The organism is Pseudoalteromonas sp. Angola-7 (genome assembly GCF_028599255.1).
In the GTDB taxonomy this organism is placed as follows: domain Bacteria; phylum Pseudomonadota; class Gammaproteobacteria; order Enterobacterales; family Alteromonadaceae; genus Pseudoalteromonas; species Pseudoalteromonas atlantica.
On sequence record NZ_JAQREL010000003.1, the window covers coordinates 455,062 to 474,109 of the forward strand.

The 19,048-nt window shown below is 42.6% G+C and carries 13 protein-coding genes; 7 read left to right on the forward strand and 6 right to left on the reverse strand.

Annotated elements, in window-relative coordinates; genetic code table 11:
* Positions 1-118: 118 nt before the first annotated feature.
* Positions 119-2,560, reverse strand: coding sequence for a TonB-dependent siderophore receptor (locus tag PSH50_RS06960; RefSeq protein WP_273587143.1), 2,442 nt, complete (start codon positions 2,558-2,560; stop codon positions 119-121).
* A 196-nt stretch (positions 2,561-2,756) separates the two neighbouring features.
* On the opposite strand from PSH50_RS06960, the gene PSH50_RS06965 reads away from it, so the two are divergent.
* From PSH50_RS06965 to PSH50_RS06980, 4 genes are all read left to right on the forward strand, one after another.
* Positions 2,757-4,058, forward strand: coding sequence for a trehalase family glycosidase (locus PSH50_RS06965; protein WP_273587142.1), 1,302 nt, complete (start codon positions 2,757-2,759; stop codon positions 4,056-4,058).
* Between the two features lie 16 nt (positions 4,059-4,074).
* Positions 4,075-5,052: a carbohydrate kinase gene (locus PSH50_RS06970; protein WP_054982288.1), complete on the forward strand. Its 978-nt coding sequence runs from the start codon at positions 4,075-4,077 to the stop codon at positions 5,050-5,052.
* A complete protein-coding gene (locus PSH50_RS06975; protein ID WP_273609433.1) occupies positions 5,049-6,248 on the forward strand; it encodes an AGE family epimerase/isomerase in 1,200 nt (399 codons plus the stop codon). The genes PSH50_RS06970 and PSH50_RS06975 overlap by 4 nt, the downstream gene beginning before the upstream one ends.
* 236 nt (positions 6,249-6,484) lie before the next feature.
* Positions 6,485-7,759 (forward strand): cytosine permease, encoded by a 1,275-nt coding sequence (locus PSH50_RS06980; protein WP_273609434.1) that lies wholly within the window; start codon positions 6,485-6,487, stop codon positions 7,757-7,759.
* 55 nt (positions 7,760-7,814) lie between these two features.
* Here PSH50_RS06980 and PSH50_RS06985 read toward each other — a convergent pair whose 3' ends face one another.
* Positions 7,815-8,333: an Lrp/AsnC family transcriptional regulator gene (locus tag PSH50_RS06985; protein WP_024031376.1), complete on the reverse strand. Its 519-nt coding sequence runs from the start codon at positions 8,331-8,333 to the stop codon at positions 7,815-7,817.
* A 196-nt stretch (positions 8,334-8,529) separates the two neighbouring features.
* Here PSH50_RS06985 and PSH50_RS06990 point away from each other — a divergent pair, with 196 nt between their 5' ends.
* Positions 8,530-10,674: a TonB-dependent receptor gene (locus tag PSH50_RS06990; RefSeq protein WP_273609435.1), complete on the forward strand. Its 2,145-nt coding sequence runs from the start codon at positions 8,530-8,532 to the stop codon at positions 10,672-10,674.
* A 113-nt stretch (positions 10,675-10,787) separates the two neighbouring features.
* Entirely contained in the window at positions 10,788-11,894 is a 1,107-nt protein-coding gene (locus tag PSH50_RS06995; RefSeq protein WP_273587138.1) for a DUF917 domain-containing protein, read from the forward strand.
* Here PSH50_RS06995 and PSH50_RS07000 read toward each other — a convergent pair.
* Complete coding sequence (locus PSH50_RS07000) at positions 11,891-12,802, reverse strand: lipopolysaccharide assembly protein LapB (RefSeq protein ID WP_223230617.1); 912 nt, start codon at positions 12,800-12,802, stop codon at positions 11,891-11,893. The genes PSH50_RS06995 and PSH50_RS07000 overlap by 4 nt on opposite strands.
* A gap of 77 nt (positions 12,803-12,879) precedes the next feature.
* Positions 12,880-14,064 (reverse strand): NAD(P)/FAD-dependent oxidoreductase, encoded by a 1,185-nt coding sequence (locus PSH50_RS07005; protein WP_029774315.1) that lies wholly within the window; start codon positions 14,062-14,064, stop codon positions 12,880-12,882.
* Between the two features lie 328 nt (positions 14,065-14,392).
* On the opposite strand from PSH50_RS07005, the gene PSH50_RS07010 reads away from it, so the two are divergent.
* On the forward strand, positions 14,393-16,519 hold the full coding sequence (locus tag PSH50_RS07010; RefSeq protein WP_096042327.1) for a S8 family peptidase: 2,127 nt from the start codon (positions 14,393-14,395) through the stop codon (positions 16,517-16,519).
* 45 nt (positions 16,520-16,564) lie between these two features.
* Here PSH50_RS07010 and PSH50_RS07015 read toward each other — a convergent pair whose 3' ends face one another.
* Positions 16,565-17,038: a peroxiredoxin gene (locus tag PSH50_RS07015; protein WP_273609436.1), complete on the reverse strand. Its 474-nt coding sequence runs from the start codon at positions 17,036-17,038 to the stop codon at positions 16,565-16,567.
* Positions 17,039-17,108: 70 nt separating this feature from the next.
* The gene (locus PSH50_RS07020; protein WP_273609437.1) at positions 17,109-19,034 is read right to left on the reverse strand and encodes a methyl-accepting chemotaxis protein; all 1,926 of its coding nucleotides are present in this window, start codon (positions 19,032-19,034) and stop codon (positions 17,109-17,111) included.
* Between the last annotated feature and the right edge of the window lie 14 nt (positions 19,035-19,048).

The following is a 19,048-nucleotide window of genomic DNA, read 5'->3' on the forward strand; positions in this document are numbered from 1 at the left end:
ATGCTTACTTCTAAAACAGTCCCTAAAAACAAGTCTATCGCTAACTTAGCTGAAAAATGCATCACAATGCAAAAAGCCTATTAACCCCAAAACAGGTTAATAGGCGTAAAGCATTTATTTAAAAGTCGTATTTGACTCTAAATGTAACGCGTCGTGGGAGAATTGGACGGCCTACAAAGTAAGGATTGTCTGACGTTTGGCTATTACCTAAACGCGGCGAGCCTTCGGTAACACCATCAGAGTCAAACAAATTAAATACCCCTACGCTTAAACGTAAGGTTTGCTCTGGGGCGATTTGCCAGTTATAACCCGCATCAAATCTAAACAAGTGGAATGAATCAAGCTCTACAGAGTTTGCATCGTTAGCAAAGTTTTTACCTGTAAAGTTATGATACAAAGCAGCATCCCAATTATCTGCGGTGTAGCTTATAGAAGAGTTAAATAATACTTTTGGTTTACGACGTAACTCGTTACCAATAATAGAAGGGTCTGAGTCAAACTCAGTAAATTCGTGGTCAGTGTAGGTCATGTTGGCATCAACCGCCCACTCGTCGGTAATATCGTAGCGACCAGTAAGCTCCACACCCGTTGCTTTGGTTGATTGCATAACAGGCAGCTCTAATACCCCACCGTTGCCATCGTTAACAAAGTCTACGCTGCGTCTGTCTTTTAAGTCGGTTCTAAATAACGCGATGCTACCGCTAAAGTCGTTATCAAAAAACTTAATACCAAGCTCGCCTTGTTCAACAATTTCGGCTTCGTAGCTCGCAGGCTCACCTAAATCGTTAAACTGAATCCCTCTAATTTCTGGGAAGAAAAACCCGCGAGATGCATTCGCATATACGTTTAAGTTATCGGTTAAGCGGTATAATGCCGCACCCGATACCGCAAATTCAGAGGTGTCTACTTCGCCGTAGGTCATTACACCACTGCCCGTGGTGTTTACCTGTAAATTAGGCGCAAGTGATGGATCATCAAAAATTTGTACAACTTGGCTGCCTTCACGGCTAATTTTGCCGTCAATTTCTTCATAACGTACACCAAAGTCGATAATCCAGTCATCGCTTTCCATTTGGTCCGCTATATAAAGCGCACGGCGGGTAGCGCTTATTGTTTGGTTGGTGTAAGAAATACCTGGGCCACTAATACCATTTTGTGTGTACTGAACAACATCACCATCGGCATTGGTATACGTTAAATCAACCAGCTCAGGGTTATTGTTAAATTCCCCCAAGTAGGTCGTAATAACGTTATCGTCATCGGCTTCACTGTGAGAGAAAAACGTACCTACGGTAATATCGTGGCTAAAATCGCCAACAAAAATACTTTTAACAATATTAAATTCGGCAGAAAAATCCTCTGCTGGGCGGTCTCTATCTAAAATACGATTAGCAAATAATAAGTCATCGCTTGCCAGTGCCTGCCCCGATGCAGTGTAAGTAAACGCTGCATCGCTTACATCACCTAAACCACGGTTAGCTAAAAACTCTTCCTGGCTCTCAGGTACATTAATAATACCGTCGCCATCTAAAAATAGATTAAATTCGTGTTGGTACTTTGCGTATTTACTGCGCATGTTAATAGCAAAATCGTTAGCGAGCTCTTTTTCAAATACGACCGAGATTGAGCCACCTTTAGTTACCACACCATCACTAATTGGCGATTCATAACGACCATTGGCAGTATCGTAAGACAGGTTAGACACATTAGCAGTTTGTAATGACTCCACCTCGCGTCCATCGTTACCAGTTAAGCGTTCGCGGCTGTCGCCATCAAGCGGAATAGGCAGGTAAAACTGCGCTTGGTCGTCAATGTATTGGCCATACACCGTAAATGAGCCAGAGCCGTCATCAAATTCTTTACGAATATTACCGCGCAGCTGAGTGCCTTTAGTCTCAAGCCCCGTATCTAACGGGCCCTCATCGTAACGGTAAAAGCCCGACAGCGCATAATAAAGGCCATCTTCGTTTAGCGGCCCGCTTGTAGCAAAATCTAAACGGGTACGACCCTGATCAGAAAGCTCCATTTGCACAGTACTTTGCGGATCATCGCTGCCCGTTTTAGAAATATAGTTAATAATACCCGCTACAGAGCCTTGGCCAAATAAGTTAGACACACCGCCACGCACAAATTCTACACGCTCAATACCTAAGTCGTTTCGGTAGTACACATCAAACGCCGATGAGTTTAAGCCAAAAACACTCAAACTAGGTGAACCGTCGTACGACAGTGGCGTAAACTGAAACTGACCCGATGAAGGTAAGCCTCTTACTTGTAGGTTTGTTCCAACCTCACCACCGCCCCCTTCTACTTTAATACCTGGGATATAACGTAATACATCTGCTTGGCTGCTTGATGAAAGCTTTATTAATTCATCTTCGCTAATAGAGGTTACTGACTGTGGGGTATCTGAAATAACGCGTCCTTTGCTGGTACCAGAGACGATAATACGTTCAACGTTATTTTCTTTTTTTGCTGTATCTGGCGCAGTCTCTTCTGCGGCAAACGCGCCTTGTGTGAGGCATAAAGATACAATAGAGGCGATCGTAGTTTTATTCACGGGTATTCTCCAATTGTGCTAGTTGTCTGTGTGTAATTACTCAGAGTGTGGCTAAGTAAGTGCGAAATAATCAAGTATACATGTTAGTTTTTTGTTACTTCGAACAGGATTTAAGCACAGAAAAAAAACATTTACAACCCATAATGAGTGCTTTAATATTATCCAAATTGAAAATAACACACAAAGAGCACCCAATATGACTACTACGATCAACGGTAAACCTGATGCAGCCACAGCGGCATCGCTTACAGAACTTGCTACTAAAACACTTATAGCAAACGATTTAGGTGGCTATACCGTCCCTACGCATGGCCTTTACCCGTTTCAGTGGAACTGGGATTCAGCGATTACAGCCCTAGGGTGGATGAAGTCTGACGAGAGCCGTGCGTGGCAAGAAATTGATGTGTTATTTTCAGGCCAGTGGGATGATGGCATGGTGCCACATATCTTATTTCATAAAGATTCAACTACCTACTTCCCTGGTCCAGATGTGTGGGGCTCTAATAAAAAAATTAAAAGTACGTCTATTTCGCAGCCACCGGTTGTGGCAACAGTAATGAAAGAAATGCTTGCCAGCGCACAAGATAAACCCCTTGCAGAGCAAAAAGTTAAAGCATTATTTTCTCAAGTTGTTGATTACCATTTATGGTGGTACAACGACCGCGATCCTGAAAACACAGGCTTAGTGGTCACTTATCACCCGTGGGAAACGGGTATGGATAACAGCCCATCGTGGGATGATGCCCTTGAAGCTGTACCTGGTGTTGATTGGGAATACACCCGCCGCGACACCAGCCATGTTGATTCGTCGCAGCGCCCGCATAAAAGCGAGTACGACCGTTTCTTATACCTAGTAGACTTTTTTAAACGTAACAATTTTGATAGCAAAGTAATTTACGAAACCTGCCCGTACAAAATGAACGACCTAGGTATTATTGCTATTTTGCACCGTGCGACAAAAGATTTACTCAAAATGGGTGAACAACTCGGTTTAAACGATGCACGTACCGATTATTTAGCACAGCGTCTAGAACTTACTCAAACAGCAATTAACACGTTATGGTGTGAGCAAAGCGAATACTTTTACTGTAAAAACGTGTTAACCAACAGCCTAGCTAAAGTTAAAACATCGGCGGCACTACTAACCGTTTATGCTGGTTTAACAACTGACGAGCAAACGCGTATTATTAATACCGCGACAGAAGATTTTATTGAGTCTAGTCAATTTAGTGTGGCATCTACCCACCCTAAAGAAGAAAAATACGAGCCACAGCGTTACTGGCGCGGCCCTATTTGGTTACACATTAACTGGATGATAGCCATCGGCCTTAAAGAAGCAGGGTTTGTGACCACGGCAGATAAAATTCAGGACGACACGCGCGATTTAGTGCTTAAATCGGGTTACTACGAATATTTTAACCCAGAAACAGGCGCTGGCTGTGGTGGTAAAGATTTCTCATGGACAGCCGCTATTGCGCTGCATTGGCTACTTGATTAATAACTAAGGCAGCATTATGAAACACACAATATGTTTTGGTGAAGTATTGGTTGATTTACTCTCTGATAAATTAAGCCAAAATAACAGCGAGCACGAAGCGTTTACTAAGTTTGCAGGCGGTGCGCCTGCAAACGTAAGCGTAGCTATTGCAAAGCTAGGTGGTAACGCCTACTTTGCTGGCATGCTAAGCACCGACAGCTTTGGTGATTTTTTACATAACGCCTTAAAAGAGCAAGGCGTAAAAACCGACTTTATGCGCTTTACCGACCAAGCAAAAACCGCCCTTGCGTTTGTATCACTTGATAAGGACGGCGACCGTACGTTTGAGTTTTACCGTGATAACACCGCCGATCTGCACTTTACTAATAGTGACTTTAGCAGTGAATGGTTTGAGCAATGCGATATTTTTCATATTTGCTCAAACACCTTAACCGACGAGCGCATACGTAAAACCACCGCGTATGGGGTTGAATTTGCCAAGCAAAATAACTCAATTGTCAGTTTTGATATTAACTTACGCCTCAACTTATGGCCTAGTAATGCTAACCCGCGTGAACACATTTTACCCTTGCTAAAACACTGCTCTATTATTAAAGCCTCTAAAGAAGAGCTTGAATACTTAGCGGGTGAGCAAACGGGTGAAGAATTTATAGCCGACACTCTCAATAATGGCTGTGAGTTATTTGTGGTTACCGATGCAGGCAACCCCATGCATTGGTATACCAAAAATGCCAAGCAAACGCTTCACCCTAAAAAGGTTACTATGGTTGATGCCACCGCCGCAGGAGATGCGTTTGTAGGTGGATTGCTGTATCAACTAGGCTTACAAAACCTCACACCTAGCTCTTTTAGTAAGCTTTGCAATAACCCCGAAACACTAACAACTATTTTTGAATTTGCTTCGTTATGTGGTGCTCATGCAGCATCTTACAAAGGGGCATTTACGTCTCTTCCTAACGAAAAATCGCTTAATGATTTTAGGAGCGCACTATGAGCCACACACCTGATAACTTTAAAAGCCGCGAATTTTTAACACAACATATTGCCGATACGCTGGCGTTTTACGAGCCAAACATAGACGACGAACACGGCGGTTTTTACCAAAACTTTTCGGATAATGGTGAGGTATTTGATAAGCAAACTCGCCACCTAGTAAGCTCTACTCGGTTTGTATTTAACTATGCACGTGCGTACCAAACCTTTAATGATGAAAAGTACCTAAACCGTGTTAAATCGGGTATTGAGTTTATTCGTAAGCACCACTTTGTTGAGCAAACAGGCGGTTACAATTGGTTATTAAGTGTTGAGCAAGGTAACGCCACTGTACTTGATGATACCAACCACTGCTATGGCTTTGCGTTCGTGATTTTAGCCTACAGCTGGGCATACCGTGTAGGTGTTACAGAGGCACGCGAATACCTAAACGATACATTTCAAACAATGGAAACGCATTTTTGGGATGCAAAAGCGGGTTTATATAAAGATCAGCACAACAATGATTTTACTAAGTGCGATCCGTATCGCGGGCAAAACGCCAATATGCATACGTGCGAAGCTCTTATTGCCGCTTATGAAGCCACTCAAGATAAGCTATTTTTAAATCGCGCGCTCACACTGGCTGATAACATGGTTAATCGCCAAGCTAATTTAATGGGTGGGCTTATTTGGGAGCACTACGATATAAATTGGCAGGTTGATTTAGAGTATAACAAAGACGATCCTAAAAATTTGTTTCGCCCATGGGGTTTTCAGCCAGGTCACCAAACTGAGTGGTCAAAACTATTAATGTTTTTAAATAAGCATAAGCCACAAACTTGGCTTGTTGAGCGCGCTCAAGCGTTATTTGATAATTCAATAGACGTTGCGTGGGATAAACAACACGGCGGTATTTGTTACGGATTTGCGCCAGATAAAAGCATATGCGATGACGACAAGTACTTTTGGGTGCAAGCCGAAACACTGTGTTGTGCGGCCTACCTTTATGAAACCACAGGGGATGAAAAATACCAGCAGTGGTATGACAAAATTTGGCAGTACTCGTGGCAGCACTTAGTTGATCATCAATGCGGTGCGTGGTTTAGAATTTTAACCGTAGATAACAAAAAAATAGATACTATGAAAAGCCCAATTGGTAAAACGGATTACCATACTATGGGTGCCTGCTTTGATGTGTTGGCGTTATTAAAATAACCCAATAAGGTAAAACATTTAATTGTGTTGTGTAGACCTTTAAACCGCCTTTTTGGCGGTTTTTTTTGCCTAAATGATTGCGCCTTTAACACCCTAAAAATAATCACCACAAAATATAATTTTGTGCGCCCCCTACTTTTTAAACCTCATATTTTGAATAAACACCTAATAATAAAAAATTTTGCACGCCAGCGGCGTATAGTAATATAAAAGATAATAAAAAAGAGAAACAGGCAATGCCAAACGGGAACGACCCCCACACTATTAATAGCAACGAACTTGTTGCCTGGCCGCGCATTGCAGCCATAGCCGCTATGCTCAGCTTTTCGCTGCCCACTTTTATCACCGGCCTAGAAATACATCAAAGTTCAAGTGTGAGTAATACACTGTGGGCGTTAGTTATTGGCTCACTTATATTAACCCTTATTGGTGGGGCTATGGGCACCATAGGTGTAAAAAGCCGCTTAAGCTCTTATTTATTGGTAAAAATAGCGTTTGGTAATGCTGGCGCGGGCATTGTTAATATTGCCTTTGCTTTATCGTTAATTGGCTGGTTTGGCGTAAATATTGATTTGTTTTCTAATGCCGTGGTGCGCTTACTCAGTGCAGAATTTAATATTATTATGCCCGAATGGCCCATCGATATAGTCGCAGGTTGCGCCATGCTCATAACCACATTGTATGGGTTTAAAGCCATTAATGTGCTGGCCTCTATCATGATCCCTATTTTGGCTGCGGTCACCGCTATGATGCTTTTTGGCGCACTCGATAGTATGCCACTGGTTGATTTTATTAATTTAGAAAAATCAGCAGCGCTTTCTCTTGAAGATGGTGTCGCTGCCATTGTTGGCGGCGTTATTATTGGCGCAATAATATTGCCCGACATAACCCGTTTTTCTAAGCAAAAACGTGGCGGCGTGTACACCTCATTTATTGCGTATATGGTTATTGAGCTTTTGGTTATTTTTGTGGCTGTGTTTGCCGCAGCCGCCATGCAAGAAACCGAAATATTAAGCTTAATGCTTGCGCTTAATTTGGGGTTTTCGGCGTTTTTTATTGTGATAGCTGGCAGCTGGATTTTAAATTCGTTAAACCTGTACAGTACCGCACTTAGCGTAGAGGCTACCTTCCCGCATTGGCATAAAAAGTGGGTTATTATGTTATTAGGTTTGGTGGGAATTGGCGCAGCCTTTATAAATATTTTAGATATGTTTATAAGCTTTTTAGCGTTTTTGTCTGATATTTTTGTACCGGTGGCAGGCGTAATTATTGTTGATGCACTTTTTATTAAACCCCATGCTTATAACGCAGCGGCTTTGGCAAATAACGCTAACTTTTCTCTCCCCGCGTTTAGCGCATGGTTTGTAGGCGCGGCATATGCGGTGTGTAATGGCACTTTATTTAACGTATCAATGAGCGGTATTACCGTGATTGACGCCATTATATTAACGGCCGTCATTTATACCCTGTTTGCAAAAGCCATTGCGCCCAAACCGGTTGTTCAGCAATAACTTTAAACAATAAAAAGGCGCATAAAGCGCCTTTTTATTACTCTAAATTAGGGGGCTACTCTTCATCGTCTACTTTCATTTCGTCTCGCCATTTAAGTTTTTCCAGCGGGTAGCCTAAAAAGAACTTAGCGCGCTCAAGCACTATGCGTGTAGTCAGCTTTTTAATTGCATACTGTGAGCTGCCGGTTAGCCTGTCGCACATTGCATTAAGCGCTTGAATATCGGCAAAGCAACAAAAAGAAATATAATCAATATCGCCACTTAATTGCATGCAATCCATTATTTCGGGAATGTTGTGTATGTCAGCTAAAAACTTACGCCGCGCTGCTAGGTTATTGTCCTCTAGGGTAAATTCCATATAGGCAAACACGTGCTCACAAATTTGCTCTAAATTTATATCAGCATGAAAGGTTCTAAAATATCCCGCCTCTTTTAATGCTTTTACTCGCTGAAAACATGCACTGGGCGACAAGTTAACTTGCTCGGCCAATTCAACGTTTGTTAAATCGGCAGTTAGGTGCAGAATTGCCAGTATTTTTTGATTATACCTGTCTATTTTTATCGTTTTTTTCATAACCGGTTTCACATTTAATAATAATTAATTTTGTAAATTTAAGGTCAACATATACATAAAATTACGCGCTTAAGCGTTATTTTCAGCAATTTGTGTGTGCTGTATTAAGGGTTTACAAAATATTATTTTGTCTGAAAAAGCGACAATGTTTATCACTAAGTAACATCACCATGATAGTCACATTAGGACATAGAACATGAGCAGATACAACAAAATACGCTTTCGTAAAACACTATTAGCATCGGCAGTTACCCTGTCGTGCATAAACTATGTGCATGCGCAAGAACAACAACAAACAGTAACTGACACTATAGAAAAAATTTCGGTGATATCGCGCGGGCGTGTTGAGTCGATACAAAACGTGCCCGACTCTGTTACCGCATTTAGCGCCGAGACAATCGAAAAATCACGTATTACTAACTTTCGTGATGTTGCTAATTTAACTCCCAACTTATCGCAGCTCGATAATTTTAGGCCCGGCCTTGCCCGTATTACTATTCGTGGCTTAATTACACCGCAGGTGGGCGATCCGCCATTAGCGTTTGTAGTTGATGGTGTTACCGCCCCCGATTTAGAGTTTATAAACCAAGATCTAGTTGATATTGAACGTATTGAAGTTATGCGTGGCGCACAAGGGGCACTGTATGGCCGCGGTGCCATTGGTGGTGCGGTTATTGTGACAACTAAAAAACCTATTGAAGACTTTGAAGGTAAAATTAAAGGCTCAATAGGTAATGGCAACACGTATAATTTGAATGCGGTTGTATCGGGTTCGCTTAACGATGAAAACACCGCTTATTTTAGAGCCGGTGGTTACATTAAAGATACCGATGGGCTGATTAAAAATACCTACACAGGCGATTACGCCGACCCGTTAAAAGAGCAATCGGTTTTTTCACAGTTAGAGTTTGAGCTAAGCGAAGACACCTCAATAAATCTTAAAGGTAAATACACCTCAAGCGAAGCTGGGTTTGCTTACTACCAAGGGGTGAGCGATGACACCATTGAAGACTTTTCAATTAATACCTCACAAAATATTATTAACCAAGATGAGCGTGATGTGTATGAGCTAAGCGCCAAGCTAACCCAATATTACGATTTAGGTAAATTTGAGTTTGTAACCGCGTACAGCAATTCAGAAAACGAGCACTTTTACGATGGCGACTACTCTGCCGATGCCACCTTTATTGACGAAGATGGCTTTTTTAGAGCCCCATTTGGTACTGAAGGGTTATACGATATTGAATCGTTAACGCTAGAGTCGCGGTTTATATCCCAGTCGGATCAGGCTTTTAGATGGTCGGTGTCGGCGTTTTATCAACAGCGCGACCGCGATACTGCGGTATTATTTTACGATGATTTTACCGATGCCGAAATTTTAACGCGTGCAGATTTTGCTAATGACGAGCCCTACCTTTCAATTATCGATAACAACAGCAGCGATGCATGGGCTCTTGCTGGGCAATTTAACTACGATATAAACGAGCAGTTAGAGCTCACCGGTGCGATGCGTTACGATCACGATACTCGCGAGTCGTTCGACCCAACCAATAAAGACGCCACTTACGCTAAAAAATCGTTTAGCCAATTACAGCCTAAAGTTACCTTAGCGTACCAAATGAATGACGACCTACTGCTTTACACCGGCTACTCGCGTGGTTTTAGAAGTGGGGGCTTTAACGAGCCAGCCGACGGTATTAGCCGCACCTTTGATAAAGAAATTTCTGACAGCTACGAAATGGGCTTTAAAACCGCTTTGTTTAATAACAAAGTTACCCTTAATGGCGCCGCGTTTATTATTGAGCAAGGCGATGCGCAATTTACCCAATTTAATATAGATACCTTCACCCTTGAAAACCTCTCTATTGACGAAGTACAAACCAAAGGCTTAGAGCTAGAAGCCGCCTTTGCTGCCACCAGCAATTTAAGTATTAACCTCAGTGCAGGTATTGTTGATTCAGAAATTAAACGCTTTGCACTGCGCCCCGAACTGGCTGGCAGGCCACAATTTTGGGTGCCTGAGTATAACTACGGGCTGTCGGCAAATCATAACTTAGCACTAAACGGTGAGTGGTCATTGTTCTCGCGCGCTGAGCTATTAATTGAAGGCCCTAAAACATTCAGTATTGATATTCCTGATGTTGAGTCGTCGCGTTATACCTACCTAAATGCCGGTGTAGGGCTCAAATCAGAGCAGTGGAGCGTTCAAGTTTACGTAGACAACCTTACGGATGAGCGCGCTATTGAAGATATTTTTCTACTGGCCGATGGGGTTACAGACTTAGTGCGCCAACCTAATAAGCCTCGTAGTTACGGTATAGAACTCAGTTACCAATTTTAATTTTTTCACCTTTACAGCAGGTATTTTTTTAATGCCTGCTGTTTTATACCAATCCGCTTAATTAAGTGATCTGTTTTGGGGATGGGTATGAGTTAACCAATAGCGATACACACATGCAAATTCTTAATCGTGACCAACTTATTGATATTTTATACGGCTGCGCCATTTTAGGCACTGGCGGCGGCGGTGAGTTAAGTGAAGGCATTGCCTATATTGACGAAGCACTCGCACAGGGTAAAACCTTTAAACTAATTAGTGCCGATGAAGTCCCCGCGGGTGAGCTTGTTTGTACGCCTTACATGTTAGGGGCAATATCTGCTTTAAGTGAACAAGAAGAACGCGCGTATGCAAACCTGCCCCGCAGCACTAAGCACGCTATTTTAGCCGCTTACCAGCGCACCCTTGAATACACAGGTAACGATGCTATTTATGGCACTATTTGTTGTGAGCTTGGCGGCTCAAACACCGCAGTATCGTTTTACTTAGCTGCAATGTTTGACGGCTACATTATTGATGCCGATCCCGCTGGGCGCGCAGTACCGGAGATCACCCATTCAACCTATTATTTAAATAACTTACCCGCAGCGCCCATTATTACCGCGAATGAATTTGGTGAGTGCTTTATTTGCGAAAATGTAATGGACGACTTACGCGCCGAAACAGTCGTGCGAGCACTGGCTAAAATTAGCCGTAACGACATAGCAGCCATTGATCATATTTTACCTATTGAGCAAATGAAAAACGCGGTTATTCATGGCACCATTAGTAAAGCCCTTAAACTCGGTAAAGCAATGCGTGAGGCCAACGAGCAGCACGCTAACACCGCACACATAATTGCCGAGCACGGCGGCGGCTTTGTTGCCTTTGAAGGCGAGGTAAGCACATTTGAATTTAACACCGTAGAAGGCTTTACCTTGGGCGAAGTAACACTTAAAGGGTTAAGCGAGTTTGTAAATAACAGTTACAAAATAACGGTTAAAAACGAAAACATGGCCGCGTTTTTAAATGACGAAGTACACGTAACCATTCCTGATTTAATATGCTGTATTAACAGCCAAACAGGCACACCCATTACTAATCCTAATTACGAGGTAGGCATGAAAGTAGCCGTTGTAATTTTACCAGCGCCAAAGGAATTTACAGGCCCTAAAGGTTTAGAAATATTTGGCCCGCGTTACGCAGGCGTTAACACCCCATATAAAGCAGCGATTGCAAATTAATTATTGCTAAGGGCGTGCTGCAGCTTGCTATACAATGCAGCATGGCCTTTACCAAACTCGGTGGCGTTTCTATCAATGCGACTAAGCCATTCTTTCGCTTGTACCTTTTTACCTATTTGTAAATATACCTGCGCTAAACGTAGGCTATAAATAGCATGGTAAATGCTTGAGGGCTCAGTAAATTTGAATGCGGTTTTATAATAATTTATAGCTTCTAAATACTCTTTATTTTGCTGATAACTGTACGCTAAGTTACCGCTAGCAAGCACTATTTTAGCAGCGTGGTTGGTGTTTTTTATGGCGTTATAGGCCATTAAATTACTTTTTACTGCGTGCTCGTATTGCTGCCACTTTAAGTAAATATGCGCTTTGTTAATGTGCAGCTCTAAATGAAAAATAGGATCGTTATTTTTTGCAAAGCGCTGCTCGGCATCTCTTAGTAATCGCATCGCTGCTTTTTTACTACCAAACACATAGTGTAGGTTAGCCAACTCCACTAATCTTAAAGGGTCACCAAAAGCATTATATATCCCGTCTAACTGGGTAAACGCTTTAGCGGCATACGTTTTAGCTTCTGCTTTTTTGCCAATATAGTTAAGTGCTTTCGCGTAATAAAAATACATTTGTAGCTTAAATACATCGGGCAGCTTATCTTGCTCTAAAAAAGGAGTAATAGCGTTGAGTAAGTTTTCGAACTGTTGGTAGTCGTAGTAGTAATCAAATTGGTAGGTTTTTATTTTGTACCACTGTGCAGGGTTATCTTTGACTTCATTAAGGCGCGTTTCAATATAAGTTAAACAGTGCGTTTTGGGCTGTTGCAAGCAAAACGCTTCATGATCGCTGTAGTTTTCTGATGCTAATGCATTAAAACTTGTAGCGACAATACTTAACAGCAAAAATATACGCACCAATATTACACTCTTTAAAATCACCTTAATTAAGAGTGTAATATTTTTATCTCATCTATCACAATACGCTGAAATACTTATGCATATTGCCCACATGCAAACCCACAACTCCACGCATATTGGAAGTTGTAGCCCCCAAGCCAACCCGTTACATCGGTTACTTCGCCTATAAAATATAAGCCTTTGGCTTTTTTAGCTTCAAAGGTTTTAGAGCTCAGCTCATCGGTATCAACGCCGCCCAAAGTTACCTCGGCGGTACGATAGCCCTCTGTGCCATTAGGTTTTATTTGCCATGCGTGAATATAGCTTGCTAACTCATCTATTTGAGCATGGGTAAGCTGATTAATATTACAATCTGGAATCGCTTTGCTGTCGTGCAGTATGTCTATAAAGCGTTTGGGTAAAATAGTCGCAAGGCTGTTTTTTAATGATTTTTGGGCTTGTGTTTCTCGCCAATCAGCCAGTTGCTGTTTTAAATCGAGATCAGGGAGCAAGTTTATGCTTACTGCCTGCCCTGCTCGCCAAAATGAGCTTATTTGCAATATCGCAGGCCCCGATAAACCTCGGTGAGTAAACAAAATATTCTCTTTAAATACAGTGCCGTCTTCGCTAGACACTTCGCACGGTATACTAATTCCTGAAAGCCCTTCAAAGCGTTCTTTATCGTGTTGATGCAAAGTAAATGGCACAAGCGCCGCCATGGTAGGTAGTACGTTTAAGCCAAACTGCTCTGCAATTTTATAGCCTATAGGAGTGGCGCCAAGCTTGGGCATTGTTAAACCGCCCGATGCGATAACTAGCGATTCACAAGTAAGTGTTTCTTGCTCAGTGGTAACACGGTAGCCAATGTCGGTTTTAGCCACATTTAACACTTCGCTGCGCAATTTAATATTAACACCAGCCCACTCGCATTCGGTAAGTAGTATATCGACTATATCCTGCGCGCTGTTATCGCAAAACAGCTGGCCTAAGGTTTTATGATGGTATGCCAAGCCGTGGCGGTCCACCAGCTCAATAAAATCGTGTTGTGTATAGCGGCTTAAGCACGACTTAACAAAGTGAGGGTTACTGCATAAGTAGTTTTCTGGACTGGCATTTTCATTGGTAAAATTACAACGCCCACCACCACTTATTAAAATTTTTCGACCAGGCTTTTTGCCCATATCAAGCACTGTAACGCTACGCCCGCGATAACCTGCTTGTGCTGCACTCATTAATCCGGCTGCACCTGCGCCAATCACAATTACATCTACTTGATTCATTACTTCGCCCTACTCAAAAATTTGCCCGATTATAGCAAAGTTTGTTTAAACACTCTGAATAGAATTTATTATTAAATTTATAGCAACAAATGTAACCGAGACTAGTTATGGCTTTTCTAAACAGCTTAAAAATAACAATCCTTTATGCTTATTTTTGTTTTATATGATAAATACTAAACAACGACAAAGGCACCGTACACCTAGGTTATAACTAAAAGAAATAGGTACATAAGCAATTATTATTTTAAAGAAATTAACAGATCATTTACCTTTGTTTCTGTTTCGTAATTTAATATTACGAACTAACTAATAACAACTAGGGATAATTATGACAACAAGTAAATCATTTAAGCGTTGCGCTATCGCGCTCACTATTAGTACGGTATTTGCAGCATCTGCAAGTGTTGCTCAAGATGTGTCTACCTCTATGGCAGAAACCACAGCCAAACTACAAAGCCAATCGGGTTTTGAAACTCAGTTTATTATTAAGTACAAAAATAGCGCGAACGATATGCTAAGCATCTCGTCTGCTGACGCAAGCCCTGCAAATATGAAAAAGCGTGCTCAACGCTTTGTAAAAAATTTCGCTTCTAAAAAAGGGAAAGTAAAAGCGAAGTACATCCGTGCAATGGCGCTTAATAACCACCACGTTATGCGCGCAGATAAAAAACTGAGCGCTGCAGAAGCACAAGAATTTATGCAAGAAATGGTTGATTCTGGCAATGTTGAATACATTGAAGTGGATCAAATGTTAAAACCATTTGCAACGCCTAACGACCCTCGTTACGGCGACCAATGGCACTACTACGAGCAAGCGGGAGGCCTAAACTTACCAACCGCATGGGATACTGCAACAGGCAGTGGCGTAGTGGTTGCGGTACTTGATACTGGCTACCGCCCTCATGTTGATTTAAATGCTAACATTTTACCGGGTTACGATATGATCTCTAACCTATCGGTAGCAAACGATGGCGGCGGTCGCGACAGTGACGCACGCGATCCGGGCGATGCTGTAGCTGCTGGCGAATGTGGAAATAACGGCGCACAAGGCTCAAGCTGGCACGGTACGCACGTAGCAGGTACGGTTGCGGCTGTTACTAATAACGGTGAAGGTGTTGCCGGTGTGGCTTATGGCGCTAAAGTTGTGCCTGTACGTGTTCTTGGTAAGTGTGGTGGTTTAACGTCAGACATTGCTGATGGCATTATTTGGGCATCTGGCGGAAGTGTATCGGGCATTCCTGCCAACTCAAACCCTGCTGATGTAATTAACATGAGCTTAGGTGGCAGCGGCTCGTGTAGCTCTACCACACAAAACGCAATTAACACGGCACGCAGCAACGGTGCAGTCGTGGTTATTGCTGCCGGTAATGATAACGATAACTCAGCAAACTATAACCCAGGTAACTGTAGTGGCGTTGTTAATGTTGCCTCTGTTGGACGTAACGGCGGACGAGCATATTATTCAAACTATGGTAGCAATATTGATGTTGCAGCGCCGGGCGGCGCACAAAGCTTTGCAAACGACTCTGAAGGCGTTTTATCAACCTATAATTCAGGCTCGTCTACACCTTCAAGCGATAACTATGCGTTCTCTCAAGGTACATCAATGGCGGCGCCTCATGTTGCCGGTGTTGCAGCCCTGATAAAGCAAGCTAAACCAAATGCTACCCCAGATGAAATAGAAAGCATTTTAAAATCGACCACCCGCTCATTCCCAGCAACGTGTACAAGTTGTGGTACAGGTATTGTTGATGCAGCAGCCGCTGTAGCCGCAGCAAGTGGCGGTACAACACCTCCTACCGGTGGCGATAGCGAACTGACAGATGGCGAAGCTAAAACAGGCTTAAGCGGCGCTGCAAGTTCACAAGCGTATTACACGATGACTGTGCCAAGTGGTGCAACGAATGTTACATTCACAATGAGTGGCGGTAGCGGCGATGCAGATTTATACGTACGCGCAGGCAGCCAACCAACTACCTCAAGCTACGATTGTCGTCCGTACAAAGGCGGTAATAGCGAGGAGTGTTCTATTGATAACCCAACAGCTGGTACATACCATGTAATGCTTCGTGGCTACTCGGCTTATTCTGGCGTTAGTTTAGTGGGTAATATTACAGGTGGTTCTACAGGTGGCGGTTCAACTACACCAGAAGCCGGTGGCGGCACGGTGAGCGATGTAACGGCTACAACAGGTAACTGGAAGCACTACACTTTAGATGTGCCAGCAGGAATGAGCACATTTACAGTCACCACCTCAGGTGGTACTGGTGATGCTGACTTATTTGTTAAGTTTGGCAGCCAACCTACCGCATCTAGCTACGATTGTCGTCCTTATAAAAACGGCAACGCAGAAACATGTACGTTTAGCAATCCGCAAGCGGGTACGTGGCATTTAAGCGTTAACGCTTACAGAACCTTTTCGGGTTTAACATTAAGTGGCCAATACCAGCCATAATTAAAAAGGCCCTAAGTGCATACACTTAGGGCTTTAATAAAGCGGTTATAGTTTTTCTAACACAGACTCAGCACGGCTTAATGAAAACTCTTTGTCTTTTTCAACAAACAGTCCTGTTACTACATTATCGTCGACTACCATTGCATAGCGCGTAGAGCGTGTTCCACCAAAACTGCCGGTGTCTTTATCAAGCCCTAATGCTTTAGTAAAACTGCCATCGCCATCTGCTAACATATCGATTTGTTGGGCATTTTGAGATTCTCCCCACGCTTTCATTACAAAAGCATCGTTAACCGATACACAGTAAATTGCCGCAATACCTTTTGCTTTAATTTTATCACTAAGGGTTATAAATTCAGGTAAATGCGCATTTGAACAGGTAGGCGTAAATGCACCCGGTACAGCAAAAAGCACAACCTTTTTACCATTAAAAAGCTCAGCGTTAGTGTGAGTTTGCATGCCTTCGTCTGTTAGCTGCGTTAATGTAACTGCGGGTAACGTTTGACCTTGTTCAATCATGATAAATCCTTAAAGCATTTGATTAATGAGCCTACAGTATAACGCTAATTACCTTTGTGTTAGCAGGTATTTACAAGCCAAGGTTTACTTTTATGGTTTGCATTTGCTGTTGTAACTGGCTATGAATATCGTCAACAAGTAAGCTTGATTCGCTTACTTGGCCTTTCATACTTTGCATTGACTGGCTAAAGTTATCTAGCAAATTACTTTGCTGTTTAGCCAGCTCCATGGCCTCAAATGCCACTTTGTTAGCTTGCTGAGCGTTATCGGCCACGCCCTCTGAGTTTACTTTTAGCTCTTGCGCGTTTTGTGTTTGCGACTGCGCGCCATCTGCTAGGGCCGCAATTTGTGTAGATACTGTGCCCGACTTTTCGCTCAGTAGTGTGAGCTGCTCATTAATATCGCTCAATGAGCCTTGAGTTTGGCGGGCAAGCTGGCGTACTTCATCAGCTACAACAGCAAAGCCTCGGCCATGCTCGCCAGCACGTGCTGATTCAATTGCTGCATTTAACGCTAGTAGGTTTGTTTGATCGGCAATATTGCGGATCACTTCAATAATTTGCCCAACGCCTTCAACCCCCGCGAGCAGCTCTTGTAGGTTTTGCATACTTTGCTCAACCCGTGTTTGCGTATCTGAACTGGCACTTAGCATGCTTTGTGCAAAGCCTAAACTTTGCTCCATTGCACTAAAAGTGTGTTGGGCGTTATCAGCCACTTGGGCATTAATATTATTTACCTGCTCGCCAATTTGCTGAATATCAGCAAGCAAATGTTGGTTTTGCTCCACTTGCCCATGACTTGTAGACGCTTTTTGACTAATAGTTTGCAAATGATCACTCATTTGCTGCATAAAATCATTTACCACTTTTAGCATTTGGGCACGCTCTTGTGCCTCTTTGCGCTGTCGCTCAATTAATAAATTAAAGTAACTGGCTATTTCGCCAACCTCTGTTTTTGGGTTCTTACTTTCAATATTTTTAAGCTCGTTACTTTCAATTAAAAAGGCAAACCCGTCTCTGAGTTGCCTTAATGGGTTGAGCACTTGGTTACGCTGCACAATATAAACCCCTGCGGCTAGCATCACCAAAGCGCCAATAGCAAAGCAAAATACCCAAAATACGTTTTCTTTAAGCGCCCCTTGTGCGTGTTTTAGTTGCTGCTCTGCATTAATAACGGTTTTAGAGAGCAAGCTAATTTGCTCACGCAATTCATTGGTGCCGGCTTCACGTTGCTGAGCTTGCGCTAATGTACTGGCTAAATCGCGAGGGTAGCGGTTAGGCCAGCTGGTAATTTCAGATTTTATTTCATCGGCCAAATCTTCAGCTTCTTCGTCAAAAAATAGAGCATCTTCGTCAACCTCGCTCATAACACCTAAATTAGGGAGTTGCTCTATTTTGGCTGCTAACGCATTTAAATTAGCAATACTTTGCTGCAAGCTTTGTTCAGTATTGCTGTCGTAACTTACGATTAGTTGATAAGTAAATAAGGCGAGGTTGGTCACCTCGTTATAGTAATCAGCGCCAAGTGTGTAATAAGCTTGCGCATCACTATTTTGATTAGGGGATTTTTTTGCATAACCAATCAGTGACGAGGCTGAGCCGGCCATTTGGCGAATTGCATTATCAAGTAACGCCGTTTCGTTGCCCGATAACTTACCCAGCGCTCTGTACTTACCTTTAATATCGGTATCTAACGTGCTGAGCTGATCATTTAATTGCTCGGCAAGTACCGAGGGGAGTACTGTGAGTTGCTGTGTTTTTACTTGTTCAATTAGGGCTGATGATTGATTTAAGTATTGGCTATCACCTTGTTCTAGATAACTGCCTAAGTCACCGGCTAAATTGACTAAAATCGTGTTTTTTAATTTACTGTATGCGCTGTCTTGTTGCTCAAGCTTAAGTAAAGTTTGGCTTGCCCAAAATAGTGTGATTGCCAATAAAATACTTGCCAATGTTAACAGTATGGCTAACAGCCGAGTAAAAGATGATACGCGCATAAATAACAACCCCT

Bases quoted from the DNA above. Each gene is read 5' to 3' on its own strand.
- PSH50_RS06990 (WP_273609435.1), top strand. From the start codon at position 8,530: ATGAGCAGATACAACAAAATACGCTTTCGTAAAACACTATTAGCATCG.
- PSH50_RS07010 (WP_096042327.1), top strand. From the start codon at position 14,393: ATGACAACAAGTAAATCATTTAAGCGTTGCGCTATCGCGCTCACTATT.
- PSH50_RS07020 (WP_273609437.1), bottom strand. From the start codon at position 19,034: ATGCGCGTATCATCTTTTACTCGGCTGTTAGCCATACTGTTAACATTG.
- PSH50_RS06975 (WP_273609433.1), top strand. From the start codon at position 5,049: ATGAGCCACACACCTGATAACTTTAAAAGCCGCGAATTTTTAACACAA.
- PSH50_RS06985 (WP_024031376.1), bottom strand. From the start codon at position 8,333: ATGAAAAAAACGATAAAAATAGACAGGTATAATCAAAAAATACTGGCA.
- PSH50_RS06980 (WP_273609434.1), top strand. From the start codon at position 6,485: ATGCCAAACGGGAACGACCCCCACACTATTAATAGCAACGAACTTGTT.
- PSH50_RS06965 (WP_273587142.1), top strand. From the start codon at position 2,757: ATGACTACTACGATCAACGGTAAACCTGATGCAGCCACAGCGGCATCG.
- PSH50_RS06970 (WP_054982288.1), top strand. From the start codon at position 4,075: ATGAAACACACAATATGTTTTGGTGAAGTATTGGTTGATTTACTCTCT.
- PSH50_RS07015 (WP_273609436.1), bottom strand. From the start codon at position 17,038: ATGATTGAACAAGGTCAAACGTTACCCGCAGTTACATTAACGCAGCTA.
- PSH50_RS07005 (WP_029774315.1), bottom strand. From the start codon at position 14,064: ATGAATCAAGTAGATGTAATTGTGATTGGCGCAGGTGCAGCCGGATTA.
- PSH50_RS06995 (WP_273587138.1), top strand. From the start codon at position 10,788: ATGCAAATTCTTAATCGTGACCAACTTATTGATATTTTATACGGCTGC.